Source organism: Buttiauxella warmboldiae, from assembly GCF_003818135.1.
Classification (GTDB): Bacteria; Pseudomonadota; Gammaproteobacteria; order Enterobacterales; family Enterobacteriaceae; genus Buttiauxella; species Buttiauxella warmboldiae.
Genome location: NZ_RPOH01000047.1, coordinates 19,707 through 35,936 on the forward strand (window position 1 = coordinate 19,707; position 16,230 = coordinate 35,936).

Consider the following 16,230-nt stretch of genomic DNA (forward strand, 5'->3'; position numbering starts at 1 on the left):
CCCAGCCCCTGCGCGCACTATTCTTGCCGGTTATGAAATCCCCAAGACTCCCAATCGCTATCCAACAGGCCGTTATGCGCTGCCTGCGGGAAAAGCTCCAGCAGGCAAACCTGCATTTAGGCCGTCACTATCCGGAACCAAAACTGGTTTATCAGCAGCGTGGTACGGCTGCAGGAACCGCGTGGATGGAGAGCTACGAAATCCGCCTGAATCCCGTCTTGCTGATGGAAAACCAGCAGACATTCATCGATGAAGTTGTCCCGCATGAACTGGCGCATTTATTGGTCTGGAAGCACTTTGGCCGCGTGGCGCCACACGGCAAAGAGTGGAAATGGATGATGGAAACCGTGCTTGGCGTTGCCGCCCGCCGCACCCATCAGTTTGCGGTACAGTCCATCCGCAAGAATACCTTCCCCTATCGCTGCCGCTGCCAGCTGCATCAGCTCACCATCCGACGCCATAACCGTGTCGTGCGCGGCGCAGCGCAATACCGCTGCGTTCACTGCGGCGAGCAGTTAAAACCAGAAGTTACAACTGACTGTAATTAAAAATATTAAGCTTAAATTTTCCTGATGCTGCTGATTGAAACTGGATAAATCATCAGGTACCGTGCGGGCACGTTTTAGTAAGGATTCTGGAAATGTCTCGCAAAATTTCTTTGGCTGTTGCTGTTGTTGCAGCCTGCTGTTCTTTTTCCGCTTTTAGCGCCGGTATCAATAATTTTTCTCAGGCCAAAGCCGCAGGCGTTAAGGTCAATGCCGACGCACCCGGCGATTTCTATTGCGGATGCAAAATTAGCTGGGAAGGAAAGAAAGGTATTCCCGATCTTGAGTCCTGCGGTTACAAAGTCCGTAAAAATGAAAACCGCGCCACGCGCATCGAGTGGGAGCACGTCGTCCCGGCCTGGCAATTCGGCCACCAGCGCCAGTGCTGGCAAGATGGCGGGCGTAAAAACTGCGCCAAAGATCCGCAATATCGCAAAATGGAAAGCGATATGCATAACCTGCAACCCGCGGTAGGCGAAGTGAATGCCGACCGTAACAACTTTATGTATAGCCAGTGGAACGGCGGTGAAGGCCAGTATGGGCAGTGTGCGATGAAAGTCGATTTCAAAGATAAAGTCGCCGAGCCGCCAGCCCGCGCCCGTGGGGCCATCGCCCGCACCTACTTTTATATGCGCGACCAGTATCAGCTCAATCTTTCACGCCAGCAAACCCAGCTATTTGAGGCCTGGAATAAGCAATATCCGGTAACGGCCTGGGAGTGTGAACGCGACGAACGTATCGCGAAAGTTCAGGGCAATCATAACCCTTATGTGCTGCGGGCTTGCCAGGCGCAAAACAGCTAACCTACACTAGCGGGAATTGTTACCACCGTTCCCGCTTCTGGATATTAAATACCATGCGTATACCCCGCATTCATCACCCCGAACTTCTCACCGTCGGCCAGGACGTAGCGCTTTGCGAAGATGCAGCAAACCACGTTGGTCGCGTCCTGCGCATGAGTGCCGGTCACGCGCTGCAATTATTCGACGGCAGCAATCAGGTTTTTGCCGCTGAAATCATCCAGGCAGATAAAAAAAGTGTACGGGTGAAAGTGCTGAGTGCCAGCCTTGACGATCGCGAATCCCCCCTGCATCTGCATCTGGGCCAGGTGATGTCACGCGGCGAGAAAATGGAATTCACCATTCAGAAAGCGGTAGAGCTCGGTGTGAATGTGATTACGCCTTTGTTTTCTGAGCGCTGTGGCGTAAAACTGGATGCCGAGCGCCTGAATAAAAAGCTCGGGCAGTGGCAGAAAATTGCCATTGCTGCCTGTGAACAGTGTGGCCGAAATAGCGTGCCAGAAGTTCGCCCGGCGATGGATCTTGAAAAGTGGTGTACGGAGCAAGATGGCAGCCTGAAGCTGAATCTTCATCCACGTGCCAGCGCCAGCATCAATACGCTGCCGCAACCTGTTGAGCGTGTGCGCCTGCTGATCGGCCCGGAAGGGGGATTAACGGCGGATGAAATTGCCATGACCGCACGTCATCAGTTTACTGATATTCTGTTGGGACCTCGCGTTCTGCGTACTGAGACTACCGCGCTCACCGCCATTACCGCACTGCAGGTGCGTTTTGGCGACCTGGGCTAAAAACGGAGAAAAACCATGATCAAGCTCGGCATCGTGATGGATCCCATCGCACATATTAATATCAAAAAAGACTCAAGCTTTGCCATGCTGCTGGAGGCCCAGCGCCGTGGCTACGAGCTGCATTACATGGAAATGGCCGATCTCTATTTGATCAACGGTGAAGCCCATGCGCGCACCCGCCTGCTCACCGTCGAGCAGAACTACGATAAATGGTATCAATTTGGCAGCGAGCAGGACATTCAGCTGGCCGATCTCGACGTGGTGTTGATGCGTAAAGATCCGCCGTTTGATACCGAATTTATCTACGCGACCTACATTCTTGAGCGCGCCGAAGAAAAAGGGACGCTCATAGTTAACAAGCCGCAGAGCCTGCGCGACTGTAACGAAAAGCTGTTCACCGCCTGGTTTGCAGACTTAACCCCGGAAACGCTGGTGACGCGCAACAAAGCGCAGCTTAAAGCCTTCTGGCAGCAGCACGGCGACATCATCCTCAAGCCGTTAGACGGCATGGGGGGTGCTTCTATTTTCCGCGTCAAAGAAGGCGATCCTAATATCGGCGTGATTGCTGAAACGCTGACCGAGCTGGGCAACCGCTACTGCATGGCGCAGAACTACATCCCTGCGATTGTCGACGGTGACAAACGCGTTTTAGTCGTTGATGGCGAACCCGTGCCGTATTGCCTGGCGCGTATTCCACAGGGTGGCGAAACGCGCGGTAATCTGGCCGCCGGTGGTCGCGGCGAACCGCGTCCATTAACTGAAAGCGACTGGGAAATTGCCCGCCGTGTGGGTCCAACGCTAAAAGCTAAAGGGCTGATTTTTGTCGGCCTGGATATTATCGGCGATCGCCTGACCGAAATTAACGTCACCAGCCCAACCTGCATTCGTGAAATCGAAGCCGAATTCCCGGTATCTATCACGGGTATGCTGTTTGACGCTATCGAAAAACGTCTGGCTAAATAATCCTCAGAGCGGGCCTGGCCCGCTCAATAGTGGTAAACTGACCACTCTTTGCGCGCGCTATGCCGCCTTTTTAACCGGAACCCGAACTTCTGACAATGAATTTACAGCATCACTTTCTGATTGCCATGCCGGCGCTCCAGGACCCTCTGTTTAAGCGCGCTGTCGTCTATATTTGCGAACATAACGACGAAGGCGCGATGGGGATAATCATTAATAAACCCCTGGAAAATCTGCAGGTTGACGGTGTTCTGGAAAAGCTAAAAATCAAGCCGGAACCGCGTGACGCCGCCATTCGCCTGGATAAACCCGTTTTTATTGGCGGCCCGCTGGCGGAGGATCGGGGTTTTATTCTCCATTCCCCACCGAACCGTTTTGCCTCCAGCATCCGCATTTCTGACCAAACCGTTATCACCACCTCCCGGGACGTGCTGGAAACGCTCGGCACCGCGCAACAACCAGAGGATGTGATTGTTGCTCTCGGCTACTCCTCGTGGGAAAAAGGCCAGCTGGAACAAGAGATTCTGGACAATGCCTGGCTAACCGCTCCGGCAGACGCTGCGGTTCTTTTCCATACCCCGATTTCCGAACGCTGGCGCGAAGCGGCAAAATTAATCGGCATCGATATCTACAATATGCCAAGTGAAGCGGGACACGCCTGATGAGCAGTGGAACACTATTAGCCTTTGATTTCGGCACCAAAAGTATTGGGGTAGCCATCGGCCAGCGCATTACCGGTACCGCGCGCCCGCTCACCGCCCTGAAAGCACAGGACGGCACGCCGGACTGGAAGGTTATTGAAAAAATCCTTAAAGAGTGGCAACCCGATGAAGTGATTGTTGGCCTGCCGCTGAATATGGATGGCACCGAGCAACCCCTTACCGTACGCGCGCGTAAATTTGCCAACCGTCTGCATGGCCGTTTTGGCGTTAAAGTCTCTTTGCAGGATGAGCGCCTTAGCACCGTTGAAGCGCGTGCCGGCTTATTCGAACACGGCGGCTTCCGGGCGCTGAACAAAGGCAGCATTGACTCAGCTTCCGCCGTTATCATCCTTGAAAGCTGGTTTGACTATCATCCCTAGTCTTTTTTGCTATCAGGCGTATCGGCATCCTCTTTGAGAAGCTCACGCCTGGCCGCAACGGCCAGAAAATGGCTGCGATCTCTGTAACCCGATTCTGGCTGTTTTACTCGATTATCAATTGCTGGCGCTTTTTGCAGCAAAAATATCAACAACACCGCCTGATATCTCTATTTTTCACCGAGTTTCCCCTCACGGACCAATACCGCCTCACTCTGCGTAAAACTCTGCATCCCGTGCTGCTGGCCGGTTTGTATCAGCCCCGGCAGCTGATGGGTTTTTCCTTCACGGATAAGATTCGCCACGGCAGGCGTGTTCACCAATAGTTCATACAGCGCCACTCTTGCGCCGTGACCATCCGGCAGAAGCTTCTGCGCCAGCACGGCTTTCAGGCTTCCGGCAAGCTGGCTGCGCACCCTATTTTTTTCTTCCGCAGCAAAGACGTCCAGCAGCCGTTCTACGGCAGGTGCTGCACCTCGGGTATGGAGCGTTGCCAACACCAGATGCCCGGTTTCGGCGGCAGTCAGCGCAAGGCGGATGGTTTCGCTATCCCGTAACTCCCCCAGCAAGATCACGTCGGGATCTTCACGTAATGCAGCACGTAAACCAGCGGCAAAAGATCCACAATGCTCCCCCACCTCACGCTGTTGGATTAAGCAGCGCTGGGGGCGGTGAACAAATTCAACGGGATCTTCAAGGGTAAGAATATGCCCGTCGAACTGCTGGTTAAGAAAGTCCACCATCGCCGCAAGCGTGGTGGATTTTCCACTGCCGGTGGCTCCGGTCACCAGAATTAGCCCGTCGGGAGATTGTAATAATTCGGGAATTATCGCCGGGACGTTTAGCGCCCCGAGCTGCGGGCTGTCGGAAGCTAACAATCGCAGCGCCAGCGAGTAACCGTTTAGCTGACGGAAGGCGTTAGCGCGCAGCCGCGTCCCCGCTTTCAGCGTCACGGCAAAATCTAACTGCCCGCAGGCTTCAAGCTGCTCTCGCTGCCCCCGGGTAAGCCAGGCATCCAGCAACGCTTCGGGGCGTGGAGCACTTTCAGCCAGCGGCTCAAGCCGCCCTTGTCTGCGCCAGCGCGCAGGAAGCTGCGCGCACAGGTGTAGATCGGAAGCGTTATGCTTTACACTAAGGGCCACAATTTCTTCGATATCCATATCACTTTCCAACCTATGAACGAGATAGCGCACAATCTGGCACAGGTTCAGAATAAAATCCTGGCGGCAGCGGAACGCTGCGGCCGCGCCCCAGAAGAAGTGACCTTGCTTGCAGTCAGCAAAACGAAGCCTGCAGGCGCCATCGCAGAAGCGGTGGCGGCCGGGCAGCGGGTTTTTGGTGAAAACTACGTGCAGGAAGGCGTGGACAAGATCCGTTACTTTGCCCAAATCGGTGAAGTTCCGCTGGAATGGCACTTTATCGGCCCGCTACAGTCGAATAAAAGCCGTCTGGTTGCGGAGCATTTTGACTGGTGCCACACCGTGGACAGGCTGCGTATTGCCACGCGCCTGAGCGAACAGCGCCCGGCTGATATGGCGCCGCTTAACGTGCTGATGCAAATTAATATCAGTGATGAACAAAGCAAATCCGGCATTGCGCTGAGTGAACTTGATGCGCTTGCCGCTGAGGTTGCCGCACTGCCGGGTTTGCGGTTACGAGGTTTAATGGCGATCCCTGCCCCTGAACCTGATTACGAGCGCCAGTTAGCGGTTTGCCAGAAAATGGCTGACGCTTTCGCCGCGCTCAAAAACCGTTATCCAACGGTTGATACGTTGTCCCTGGGCATGACCGATGACATGGACGCCGCGATTGCCGCAGGCAGCACCATGGTGCGCATTGGAACCGCTATTTTCGGCGCGCGGGATTATTCCGCTCGTTAATCACAAAATAATAATTGAGGAACGCCATGCTGACGTTGACTTTCCTGGTCAAAACGCTGATTGAACTGTACGTAATGGTGCTGCTAATTCGCATCTGGATGCAGTGGTCACGCTGTGATTTTTACAATCCTTTTGCGCAGTTTATCGTCAAGATTACCCAGCCGGTTCTCGGGCCGCTACGCCGGGTGATTCCGTCGATTGGGCCAATTGATACCTCTTCACTGCTGCTGGCCTTTATTCTCACCACGCTGAAGTATCCGATTCTGCTGCTGATTCAGGTGGGGGCGCTGTCGCTTGATCCGATGAACCTGCTGGTTGGCCTGCTATCGCTGCTGAAATCCGCCGGTACGCTGGTGTTCTGGGTGATTATTATTCGCTCGCTGATGAGCTGGATTAGCCAGGGCCGCAGCCCGGTCGAATACCTGCTGATGCAGCTCACTGAACCCATGATGGCACCGATTCGCCGTGTGATTCCGGCCATGGGCGGCATTGATTTCTCCGCGATGGTGGTGATTTTGATCCTCTATGCGCTTAATTATCTCGGTATGGATCTGTTCCCGGGGCTTTGGTATTTGCTGTGAGTGCCGTGAGTCAAACCGCAGAAGGGCTGGTTTTACGGCTGTATATTCAGCCTAAAGCCAGCCGCGATAGCATCATTGGGCTACATGGCGACGAGCTAAAAGTCGCCATCACCGCCCCACCGATAGACGGCAAAGCCAACGCCCATCTGGTAAAGTATCTGGCCAAACAGTTTAAAGTTGCCAAAAGCCTGGTTGTGGTTGAGAAAGGCGAACTGGGCCGCCATAAGCAAGTAAAGATTATCGAACCGCAACACATCCCGACGCAAATCGCGGCATTGCTCGAATAATTTCACAGGATTTTCTCACTATGCAAAAAGTTGTCCTCGCGACCGGTAACGCCGGTAAAGTGCGTGAACTCGCTGATTTACTGGGTGATTTCGGTCTCGATGTTATAGCGCAAACTGAATTAGGCGTAGAGTCTGCCGAAGAAACCGGGCTGACGTTTATTGAGAACGCCATTCTGAAAGCTCGCCACGCGGCGCAAACTACCGGCCTGCCAGCGATTGCCGATGATTCTGGTCTGGCGGTTGACGTGCTGGGGGGCGCGCCGGGGATTTACTCAGCGCGTTACGCCGGTGAGGATGCCTCCGATCGGCAGAACCTGGAAAAGTTACTGGCTGCACTAAAAGATGTGCCGGACGAGCAGCGCAAAGCACGTTTCCACTGCGTGCTGGTGTATATACGCCACGCCGAAGACCCAACGCCGCTGGTGTGCCACGGTAGCTGGGAAGGCCAGATTACTCGCGAATCTGTGGGTAGCGGTGGTTTTGGCTACGACCCAATCTTCTTTGTTCCGAGTGCAGGCAAAACCGCCGCTGAACTGACTCGTGACGAAAAACGCGCGATCTCCCACCGCGGGCAAGCGCTAAAACTGTTACTGGAAGCAATGAAAAATGGCTAATTTGCCGCCGCTGAGTCTCTATATTCACATCCCGTGGTGCGTGCAGAAGTGCCCCTACTGTGACTTTAACTCCCACGCATTAAAGGGCGACGTCCCCCACGACGAGTATGTCGCCCACCTGTTGCGCGATCTGGATAACGACGCGCCAATGGCTCAAGGACGTGAAATAAAGACCATCTTTATCGGTGGCGGTACGCCAAGCCTGCTTTCAGGCGAGGCGATGCAAAATCTGCTCGACGGGGTGCGTGCGCGCCTGCCGTTGGCAGCGGATGCAGAAATTACCATGGAAGCCAACCCGGGTACGGTAGAAGCAGACCGTTTCGTCAGTTATCAGCGCGCTGGCGTGAACCGTATTTCTATTGGCGTGCAGAGTTTCAGCGAGCCGAAACTCAAGCGTCTGGGGCGTATTCATGATGCCGGTGAAGCGCAACGCGCGGCACGCCTGGCAAGCGGCCTTGGCCTGCGCAGCTTCAACCTGGATTTGATGCACGGCCTGCCGGATCAGTCACTGGAAGAGGCGCTGGACGATTTGCGCCAGGCGATTGAACTTAACCCGCCGCATCTCTCGTGGTACCAGCTGACGATTGAACCCAACACGTTGTTTGGCTCGCGCCCGCCCACATTGCCGGATGATGATGCGCTGTGGGATATTTTCGAGCAGGGCGATAAGCTGCTGAACGCGGCGGGTTATCAGCAATATGAAACCTCGGCCTACGCCAGACCAGGCTATCAGTGCCAGCACAACCTGAACTACTGGCGCTTTGGCGATTACCTGGGGATTGGCTGTGGTGCACACGGTAAAATTACATTCCCAGATGGCCGTATTTTACGTACCGCGAAAACGCGCCATCCACGCGGTTATATGGCCGGTAAATATCTCGACCACCAGCACGATGTGGAGCAAGCCGATAAGCCGTTCGAGTTCTTTATGAACCGCTTCCGCCTGCTGGAAGCCGCGCCGCGCCATGAATTTAAGCGCTATACCGGGCTTGATGAGTCGGCGATCCGTGTACAGCTCGACGAAGCGATAGCTAAAGGTTATGTACTCGAAACCGAGGAGTGCTGGCAGATTACCGGGCATGGCAAGCTGTTTTTGAATTCGCTGCTGGAGCTGTTCTTAGCGGAGTAGCCTGATGTTGTATGGCGGCAACCCGCCATACAGCACCCACCTTAAATATTCTGTACGCGGCTCGTCAACACCAACGCCACGACGGCCAAACCGGCCATTAACCAATACACCGAATAGTGCCCAAAACTCTCCGCCAGCGCCCCTTGTAAAACCCCGGCCAGAATTACCCCGGTTGAAATACTATTAGTGAACAGCGTGGTCGCAGACCCCGGCCTGCCGGGCATTAAATCCTGGAACCACAGCATGCCGATCCCCGCAACAATCCCGATAAATACCGCATTAAATAGCTGAAGCAGCAGAAGAGCCGTACGGCTATGAAACAGAATCAGCCCGAGGTAAAACAGCACCCCAGCCGCAACGGCAACCACCATCATGCGGCGCTTGCCGAAGCGTTTCACATAGTAACCCGCGAGGATCATCGCCGGAATTTCCAGCCCCGCAGCGGTCCCCATCAGCAGCCCGGCCAGCGATTCAGGCAGCCCTAAATCACTGCTGACCCACAGCGGCATGTCGATGATATACATGGTGTTGCAGGTCCACATCAGCATCGAGGCGATAAACAGCATACGCACGTTTTTATCTTTCCAGCCGCTGACCTGGGTGAGCGCCACATCCGCAGGCTGCTCAATTCTGGCGACTGACGGGAGCGCAAAAAAGATAATCGCCAGCGAGATAACAAAAATCCCCGCAGCAATAAGAAACATGGTGGTGAAGCCATAGTTTAGCGCCAGCATAAACGATAGCGGCGGGCCAATAACCCAGGCAAGAGAGAGCTGCGCGCGCATTATCGAGCTGAACATCACCACTTCCCGTGCCGAGTTATCGGCATATTCACGGGCAAGGGCAAATATTTGCGGCATCGCGGTATTGGCAATAGACGCGAACATGACGCCAATGGTGATTAACGTCAGGTAATGGCGGTTAAAAGCAAAAAGCACACAGTTTGCTACTGCCATCACGCAACAAACCATAATCAGTTTGCGACGATCGCCCTGATTATCTGAACGCTTCGCCAGCGCCAGACTGACGAGGATCCCGGCTATCGCATTGACGGTATAAAACAGGCCGACCCAGAATGGACGTACCTCGACTTCGCGACTTAAAAACAGGCTAAGCGTGGGGGCCTGAAGCGCCCCGGCAATCCCCATCATAAAAGCCACTACCATAAAGGCCGCATACACCGGATTGAGGCGTCGTCCTTTTGTCAAAAACCACAGCATGCAGAAATTCCTTTTGTCCGGGCGCTCATTGAGTGTGCAAAACGTCAACTATACCCTAAATAATTCAGGTTGCAGGTAGAGGGTAAGTGAGTGCAGCCAACCCCCTGCCGCTTGAAGTATGACGGGTATAAAAAAGCCAGCAGGAACAATCTGCTGGCCTGGTGATATCACCAATTCTCAGTTACACATCTCGGTAAGTCAGCGCTTCCCGGCCGCGGGAACGGTAATCTCCCACTGCATTAAGTCCTCGAGCATCTTCAGACGTTGCGATGCCGTCAGGCGAGCCAGCCATCCAGCAGAAACACATTGTGTTGCGGCAAAATACTGTTGATAAAACTTAACCATCGGCGACCGTTTCATCTGCACCTCCTCACTTTCAACGTTGATGATTATTGGCGTAATATGAGGAAAGTTAAATTGATGAGTTTCTGCCGGGAGTTCCTCTTTTATGGTGTCCAGTCGACTGCAACAACAATTCATCCGCCTGTGGCAGCACTTTGAAGGTAAAGCACAGGAGACGACGCTGAATGATTTAGCCGACCTGCTGAATTGCTCGCGCCGCCATATGCGAACCTTACTGAGCGCGATGCAGGAAAAGGGCTGGCTGAGCTGGAGAGCGGAAGTGGGGCGCGGAAAGCGTTCACAGCTGGAGTTCCTCTACACCGGCCTGGCGCTTCAGCAGCAGCGGGCCGAGGATCTTCTGGAGCAGGATCGTATCGATCGGCTGGTACAGATCGTTGGCGATAAAGCCGCGGTGCGCCAGATGCTGATCTCCCATCTTGGGCGCAGCTTCCGCCAGGGGCGGCATATTCTGCGGGTACTTTACTATCGTCCGCTGCTAAACCTGTTACCCGGCTCGGCCTTACGCCGTTCAGAAACCCATATTGTGCGGCAAATTTTCAGCGGGCTAATCCGCATAAATGAGGAAAATGGGGAACTGGAAGCGGATATTGCCCACCACTGGCAGCAAATTTCCCCATTACACTGGCGTTTTTATCTGCGCCCCGGCATTCATTTCCACCATGGCCGCGAGCTGGATATGCTCGATGTGATGGCTTCCCTGCAACGCATTAATTGCCTGCCGCTGTATTCGCATATCACGCAAATTACCTCGCCCACGGCGTGGACGCTGGATATCACCCTTTCACAGCCGGACTGCTGGCTACCGTGGCTGCTGGGCAGCGTCAACGCGATGATCCTGCCGCGTGAATGGCAAACGCTGCCTGACTTTGCCCGGCAGCCGGTCGGCTCCGGCCCCTATTCGGTGGTGCGCAACAATGCCAATCAGCTCAAGATCCAGGCCTATGATGATTATTTCGGCTACCGCGCATTAATAGACGAAGTGAACTTCTGGGTATTGCCCGATATTGGCGAAGACGTCAGCTGCGCGGTGCAATTATCGGGCATGCCCGACAGTGAAAAAGCCGTCGAAAGCCGTCTGGAAGAAGGCTGCTACTACATCCTGTTTGACAGACGATCCCCGTCCGGCAGCCAGGCGTCAGTGCGCCGCTGGCTCAGTCATGTGCTGGCACCGATTCATCTGCTTTATAGCGCAGGCGAGCAGAACCAGCAGTACTGGTTCCCGGCATATGGCTTGCTGCCGCGCTGGCACCACACCCGGCCTCAGCCCGCGCTCGAAAAGCCTGCCGGGCTTGAGTCCGTAACGCTGACGTTTTATCGCGACCACGTCGAACACCGGACGATCGGTAAAGTGATGGAAGAGCTGCTGGCACGCGTTGGCGTTAAGCTTGTGATCCAGGAGGTGAGCTATGAAGAGTGGTATCAGGGCGATGCCGAAAGCGATATCTGGCTTAACAGCGCCAACTTTACTCTGCCGCTGGAATTTTCACTCTTTTCGCATCTTTATGAAGTACCGCTGATTCAAAAATGCATTGCGATTGACTGGGAAACCGATACCCGAAAATGGCATAACGGCGAGCTTGCGCTGCCTGAGTGGTGCCAGCAGCGCGTTGAAAGCAATGATATTTTACCGTTAATCCACCACTGGCTACGCATCGAGGGGCAGCGCAGCATGCGCGGCGTGCGCATGAATACGCTGGGCTGGTTTGACTTTAAATCAGCGTGGTTTGCGCCGCCGGAACCATAGCGCTTCCGAATCATTAAGGAAGCCAGTAGAATCGCAACTGCTCAACGGGGTGCTAAGACGAAAGTCTGGCTGAGATAATACCCGTCGAACCTGATCCGGATAACGCCGGCGAAGGGATTTGAGGACCAACACTCAAAATCCTTTGCCACCCCTAATGCCAAGAGGTGCAAAGTGTTGAAAAAATTTCTGCCGTTACTGGCGCTCATCGCCGCCCCTGTTTTTGCCAAACCCCTGCTGACCGTTTACACCTACGACTCCTTTGCCGCCGACTGGGGCCCGGGCCCGGCGGTGAAAAAAGCCTTCGAAGCGGGCTGTGATTGCGAGCTGAAATTCGTCGCCCTCGAAGATGGCGTTTCGCTGCTTAACCGTCTGCGTATGGAAGGTAAAAACAGTAAAGCCGACGTGGTGCTGGGGCTGGATAACAACCTGCTGGAAGCGGCCGCGCAGACGAAACTGTTCGCGCCATCCAATGTCGACGCCAGCGCGTTGAAAATCCCTGGCGGCTGGAACAACGACACCTTCGTGCCGTTCGATTACGGCTATTTCGCCTTCGTGTACGATAAAAACAAACTGAAAAACCCGCCGCAAAGCCTGCAAGATCTGGTAGAAAGCGACCAGCAATGGAAAGTGATTTATCAGGACCCGCGCACCAGCACGCCCGGTTTAGGCCTGCTGTTATGGATGAACAAAGTCTACGGCGACAAAACGCCTGAAGCCTGGGCAAAACTGGCGAAGAAAACCGTTACCGTCACCAAAGGCTGGTCTGAGGCTTACGGCCTGTTCCTGAAAGGGGAAGGCGATTTAGTGATGAGCTACACCACCTCCCCTGCCTATCACATCATCGAAGAGAAAAAAGAGAACTACGCGGCGGCCAGTTTCAGCGAAGGCCATTATTTACAGGTGGAAGTGGCGGGTCGTTTAGCCTCCAGCAAACAGCCAGAGCTGGCTGGGAAATTTATGAAGTTCATCACTTCTCCAGGCTTCCAGAACGCCATCCCAACTGGCAACTGGATGTATCCGGTGGCTGACGTCAAACTGCCAGAAGGCTTTAACGGGCTGGTGAAACCGCAAACCACGCTTGAGTACAGCGCTCATGAAGTGGCAAGCCAACGCGCCGGCTGGATTAGCGAATGGCAACGCGCCGTCAGCCGCTGATCCCCGGCTGGCTGATCCCAGGGCTATTTGCCGCCGCGCTGGTGGTGGCTGTCGCCCTGGCGGCTTTTCTGGCGCTGTGGTTTAACGCGCCGCAGACCGATATCCGCGCCCTGTTGCAGGACAGCTATTTATGGCACGTGCTGCGCTTCTCTGTCTGGCAGGCATTGCTTTCAGCGCTCCTTTCGGTATTCCCGGCTATTTTTCTGGCGCGCGCGCTTTATCGCCGCCGCTTTCCCGGCAGGCTTGCGCTATTACGTCTGTGTGCCATGACGCTGGTGCTGCCGGTGCTGGTGGCGGTATTCGGTATTCTGACGGTTTACGGACGTGAAGGCTGGCTCGCCTCCCTTTGCGCAAGGCTTGGAATAGAGTGGGTTTTCTCGCCGTATGGTTTACAAGGCATTTTATTAGCCCACGTCTTCTTTAATCTGCCAATGGCGACCCGCCTGCTGCTGCAGGCGCTGGAAAATATCCCCAGCGAGCAGCGCCAGATCGCCGCGCAACTCGGCATGCAGGGCTGGAATTTCTTCCGTTTTGTCGAATGGCCGTGGCTGCGCCGCCAGATCCTGCCTGCCGCGGCGCTGATTTTTATGCTCTGTTTCGCAAGCTTTGCCACCGTGCTGTCACTGGGCGGCGGGCCGCAGGCAACCACCATTGAGCTGGCAATTTTCCAGGCGCTCAGCTACGACTACGATCCCGCGCGGGCGGCACTGCTCGCATTAGTCCAAATGATTTGCTGCCTGGGGCTGGTATTGATGAGCCAGCGCCTCAGCAAAGCGATTCCGGTGGGCATCAGCCAGATGCAGGGCTGGCGTGACCCGCAGGATAAGCTGCGGCGTAAACTGTGCGACGGGCTGTTAATTACGCTGGCACTAATGCTGCTGCTGCCGCCGCTTTTGGCGGTAATTATTGATGGCATCAATAGCGGTTTTAGCCGCGTGCTGTCACAGCCGATTCTCTGGCAGGCTTTATTTACCTCGTTAAGAATTGCAGTCGGCGCGGGATTGATAAGCGTAGTCATCACGGTGATGCTGCTGTGGAGTTCGCGGGAACTGCGCCTGCGCAACCGCGCATTTGCCGGGCAGGCAGCACTGGAACTGAGCGGCATGCTGATTCTGGCAATGCCGGGGATCGTACTGGCAACCGGCTTTTTCCTGCTGCTCAACAACACCGTGGGGTTACCCCAATCGGCCGATGGCATCGTCATGTTTACCAATGCGCTGATGGCGGTTCCCTATGCGCTTAAGGTGCTGGAAAACCCGATGCTGGATGTGGCTGAACGCTATAACAAATTGTGCCAGTCGCTAAACATCAGCGGGTTAAATCGCCTGCGTTATATTGAGCTGCGGGCGCTAAAACGCCCGCTGGCGCAGGCGCTGGCGTTCGCCTGCGTGCTGTCGATTGGGGATTTTGGCGTCGTGGCGCTGTTTGGCAATGAAGATTTCCGCACGCTGCCGTTTTATCTCTATCAGCAAATGGGTTCATATCGCAGCCAGGATGGCGCCGTTACCGCCCTGATACTGCTGATGCTGTGCTTTGCTTTATTCACTTTGATTGAAAAACTTCCGGGACGCCATGCTAACGCTGACTGATGTAACCTGGCTTTATCACCACTTGCCGATGCGTTTTTCTCTGACGCTAAACGCCGGGGAACGCGTTGCGGTGCTGGGGCCAAGCGGCGCCGGGAAAAGTACGCTGCTCAGCCTGATTGCCGGTTTTCTGACCCCTGCCAGCGGGCAGATCGGCCTTAGCGGTGACGACCATACTCGCACGCCTCCCGCACAGCGCCCGGTTTCGATGCTGTTTCAGGAAAACAACCTTTTCACGCATTTGACGGTACGCCAGAACATTGGGCTGGGGTTAAATCCCGGGCTCAAGCTCACTGCTACGCAACAAGATCGTCTGGCGACCATTGCCAGCCAGATGGCGATCGGCGATTTGCTCGAGCGGCTTCCCTCGCAGCTTTCCGGCGGCCAGCGCCAGCGCGTCGCCCTCGCTCGTTGTCTGGTGCGCGAACAGCCGATTTTGCTGCTCGATGAGCCGTTTTCAGCACTCGACCCGGCCCTGCGCCAGGAAATGCTCACGCTGCTGGATAACCTGTGCCGCCAGCAGCAGCTGACGCTGCTGATGGTTTCACACAGTATTGAAGATGCGGCACGGATTGCCGAAAGAAGCCTGGTGGTGGTCGATGGCCGCATCGCCTGGGATGGCGACACGGCAACCTTATTGAGCGGGGAAGCCAGCGCGTCCGCGCTGTTGGGAATTAATGGTGCCCGGTGAGCACTTTCCACAGAATTTCACGGTAAATCGGCATTAGCGGATGCATTTGGATCGCCACAAAGCCGCCTGTCGCCAGCACCGCCATTGCGGGTGCTAACCAGCGCAAACGGGCGCGTGGCAGGTACTGCGTCAAACGATCGGAACTGGCCTTATCGCTACGCCACCAGCGCCAGCACAGCCAGGCCGCAAGCCAGATGCCGAGCGCCACCGCCAGCAGCAACCATTTAAAGCTGCCGCTTTGCATATCCGCCGGGATATCAATCGCCGCGCCCGCCAGTATCCCCGGTAAGAAATAGATCGGCGGCCAGAAGAGACAACCAATAATATTCGGGATGATAAATTTCGCCACCGGAAGGTCCAGCATGCCTGCGACCATCGGCACCAGCGGGCGCGTCGGGCCAACAAAGCGACCAACAAGAATAGTAAACATGCTGTGCTGATGCAGGGCGTGCTCGGTTTTATCCAGCAGCGCTTTATTCTTTTTTATAAACGACCAGCGGTGCAGCGGCCCCTTGAAACGGCCCCCAAGCCAGAACGAAATCCAGTCGCCCAGCAGGCAGCCCACCGTTCCCGCAGCCCAGGCGTGATAAAAACCCACCTGGCCGCCGCCAATCAGCGCGCCAAGCCCCGCCATCATTACCGTACCGGGAAGGATCAGCCCCACCAGCGCCAGCGATTCGAGAAACGCCACCAGCATCACCGCAAAAAGCGAATACGCCACTGACTGAGTAATAAAGTGTTCCAGCAAAGCTTCCATAAAGCATCCGTCGAGAAACGAGTGGGCGATTCTCCTGAGTGATGAGAGTAAC

General features: G+C 55.2%; 19 protein-coding genes, 1 pseudogene and 1 riboswitch. Of the genes and pseudogenes, 15 read left to right on the forward strand and 5 right to left on the reverse strand.

Annotated features, from left to right (window positions below):
- Positions 1 to 32 precede the first annotated feature (32 nt).
- The 6 genes from EHN07_RS12295 to ruvX all read left to right on the forward strand — a co-directional run bounded on the left by EHN07_RS12295 (position 33) and on the right by ruvX (position 4,174).
- The gene (locus tag EHN07_RS12295; protein WP_124024426.1) at positions 33 to 548 is read left to right on the forward strand and encodes a SprT family zinc-dependent metalloprotease; all 516 of its coding nucleotides are present in this window, start codon (positions 33 to 35) and stop codon (positions 546 to 548) included.
- A gap of 92 nt (positions 549 to 640) precedes the next feature.
- A complete protein-coding gene (gene endA / locus EHN07_RS12300) occupies positions 641 to 1,348 on the forward strand; it encodes a deoxyribonuclease I (protein WP_124024427.1) in 708 nt (235 codons plus the stop codon).
- Positions 1,349 to 1,401: 53 nt separating this feature from the next.
- Positions 1,402 to 2,133, forward strand: a complete 732-nt coding sequence (rsmE, locus tag EHN07_RS12305; protein WP_124024428.1) for a 16S rRNA (uracil(1498)-N(3))-methyltransferase — start codon at positions 1,402 to 1,404, stop codon at positions 2,131 to 2,133.
- A 15-nt stretch (positions 2,134 to 2,148) separates the two neighbouring features.
- Positions 2,149 to 3,096 carry a glutathione synthase gene (gshB, locus tag EHN07_RS12310; RefSeq protein ID WP_124024429.1) on the forward strand — a complete coding sequence of 316 codons (948 nt, stop codon included), beginning with the start codon at positions 2,149 to 2,151 and terminating at the stop codon, positions 3,094 to 3,096.
- Between the two features lie 95 nt (positions 3,097 to 3,191).
- Positions 3,192 to 3,755, forward strand: coding sequence for a YqgE/AlgH family protein (locus EHN07_RS12315; protein WP_124024430.1), 564 nt, complete (start codon positions 3,192 to 3,194; stop codon positions 3,753 to 3,755).
- On the forward strand, positions 3,755 to 4,174 hold the full coding sequence (gene ruvX / locus EHN07_RS12320) for a Holliday junction resolvase RuvX (RefSeq protein ID WP_124024431.1): 420 nt from the start codon (positions 3,755 to 3,757) through the stop codon (positions 4,172 to 4,174). The genes EHN07_RS12315 and ruvX overlap by 1 nt, the downstream gene beginning before the upstream one ends.
- Here ruvX and EHN07_RS20885 read toward each other — a convergent pair.
- Both EHN07_RS20885 and EHN07_RS12325 read right to left on the reverse strand, forming a co-directional pair.
- Positions 4,171 to 4,293, reverse strand: a pseudogene (locus EHN07_RS20885) (type II toxin-antitoxin system HicB family antitoxin); the annotation flags it as partial. The gene ruvX and the pseudogene EHN07_RS20885 sit on opposite strands and share 4 nt — an antisense overlap.
- A gap of 48 nt (positions 4,294 to 4,341) precedes the next feature.
- Entirely contained in the window at positions 4,342 to 5,331 is a 990-nt protein-coding gene (locus EHN07_RS12325) for a type IV pilus twitching motility protein PilT (protein WP_124024432.1), read from the reverse strand.
- 15 nt (positions 5,332 to 5,346) lie between these two features.
- Here EHN07_RS12325 and EHN07_RS12330 point away from each other — a divergent pair, with 15 nt between their 5' ends.
- Genes EHN07_RS12330 through hemW form a run of 5 tightly spaced genes read left to right on the forward strand, consistent with a single transcriptional unit; the run spans position 5,347 to position 8,662 of the window.
- The gene (locus EHN07_RS12330) at positions 5,347 to 6,051 is read left to right on the forward strand and encodes a YggS family pyridoxal phosphate-dependent enzyme (protein ID WP_124024465.1); all 705 of its coding nucleotides are present in this window, start codon (positions 5,347 to 5,349) and stop codon (positions 6,049 to 6,051) included.
- Positions 6,052 to 6,077: 26 nt separating this feature from the next.
- Entirely contained in the window at positions 6,078 to 6,632 is a 555-nt protein-coding gene (locus EHN07_RS12335; protein ID WP_124024433.1) for a YggT family protein, read from the forward strand.
- A complete protein-coding gene (yggU, locus tag EHN07_RS12340; protein ID WP_124024434.1) occupies positions 6,629 to 6,919 on the forward strand; it encodes a DUF167 family protein YggU in 291 nt (96 codons plus the stop codon). Before EHN07_RS12335 ends, yggU begins: the two co-directional genes overlap by 4 nt.
- Before the next feature lie 20 nt (positions 6,920 to 6,939).
- On the forward strand, positions 6,940 to 7,533 hold the full coding sequence (locus EHN07_RS12345) for an XTP/dITP diphosphatase (RefSeq protein WP_124024435.1): 594 nt from the start codon (positions 6,940 to 6,942) through the stop codon (positions 7,531 to 7,533).
- Positions 7,526 to 8,662: a radical SAM family heme chaperone HemW gene (gene hemW, locus EHN07_RS12350; protein WP_124024436.1), complete on the forward strand. Its 1,137-nt coding sequence runs from the start codon at positions 7,526 to 7,528 to the stop codon at positions 8,660 to 8,662. Before EHN07_RS12345 ends, hemW begins: the two co-directional genes overlap by 8 nt.
- A gap of 41 nt (positions 8,663 to 8,703) precedes the next feature.
- Here the strand turns inward: hemW and EHN07_RS12355 are convergent, their stop codons facing one another.
- Both EHN07_RS12355 and sgrT read right to left on the reverse strand, forming a co-directional pair.
- The gene (locus EHN07_RS12355) at positions 8,704 to 9,882 is read right to left on the reverse strand and encodes a sugar efflux transporter (RefSeq protein ID WP_124024437.1); all 1,179 of its coding nucleotides are present in this window, start codon (positions 9,880 to 9,882) and stop codon (positions 8,704 to 8,706) included.
- A 198-nt stretch (positions 9,883 to 10,080) separates the two neighbouring features.
- Positions 10,081 to 10,242: a glucose uptake inhibitor SgrT gene (gene sgrT, locus EHN07_RS12360; RefSeq protein WP_124024438.1), complete on the reverse strand. Its 162-nt coding sequence runs from the start codon at positions 10,240 to 10,242 to the stop codon at positions 10,081 to 10,083.
- 88 nt (positions 10,243 to 10,330) lie between these two features.
- Between sgrT and sgrR the strand changes: the two genes are divergently transcribed.
- The 4 genes from sgrR (at position 10,331) to thiQ (ending at position 15,421) form a co-directional block, all read left to right on the forward strand.
- Complete coding sequence (gene sgrR / locus EHN07_RS12365) at positions 10,331 to 11,989, forward strand: HTH-type transcriptional regulator SgrR (protein ID WP_124024439.1); 1,659 nt, start codon at positions 10,331 to 10,333, stop codon at positions 11,987 to 11,989.
- Positions 11,990 to 12,024: 35 nt separating this feature from the next.
- Positions 12,025 to 12,124: riboswitch (TPP riboswitch) on the forward strand.
- A 36-nt stretch (positions 12,125 to 12,160) separates the two neighbouring features.
- Positions 12,161 to 13,144, forward strand: coding sequence for a thiamine ABC transporter substrate binding subunit (gene thiB / locus EHN07_RS12370; RefSeq protein WP_124024440.1), 984 nt, complete (start codon positions 12,161 to 12,163; stop codon positions 13,142 to 13,144).
- Positions 13,120 to 14,733 carry a thiamine/thiamine pyrophosphate ABC transporter permease ThiP gene (thiP, locus tag EHN07_RS12375; protein ID WP_124024441.1) on the forward strand — a complete coding sequence of 538 codons (1,614 nt, stop codon included), beginning with the start codon at positions 13,120 to 13,122 and terminating at the stop codon, positions 14,731 to 14,733. Before thiB ends, thiP begins: the two co-directional genes overlap by 25 nt.
- Complete coding sequence (gene thiQ / locus EHN07_RS12380) at positions 14,717 to 15,421, forward strand: thiamine ABC transporter ATP-binding protein ThiQ (RefSeq protein ID WP_124024442.1); 705 nt, start codon at positions 14,717 to 14,719, stop codon at positions 15,419 to 15,421. The genes thiP and thiQ overlap by 17 nt, the downstream gene beginning before the upstream one ends.
- On the opposite strand, the gene EHN07_RS12385 is transcribed toward thiQ, so the two are convergent.
- Positions 15,405 to 16,178, reverse strand: a complete 774-nt coding sequence (locus tag EHN07_RS12385; RefSeq protein WP_124024443.1) for a DedA family protein — start codon at positions 16,176 to 16,178, stop codon at positions 15,405 to 15,407. The genes thiQ and EHN07_RS12385 overlap by 17 nt on opposite strands.
- Between the last annotated feature and the right edge of the window lie 52 nt (positions 16,179 to 16,230).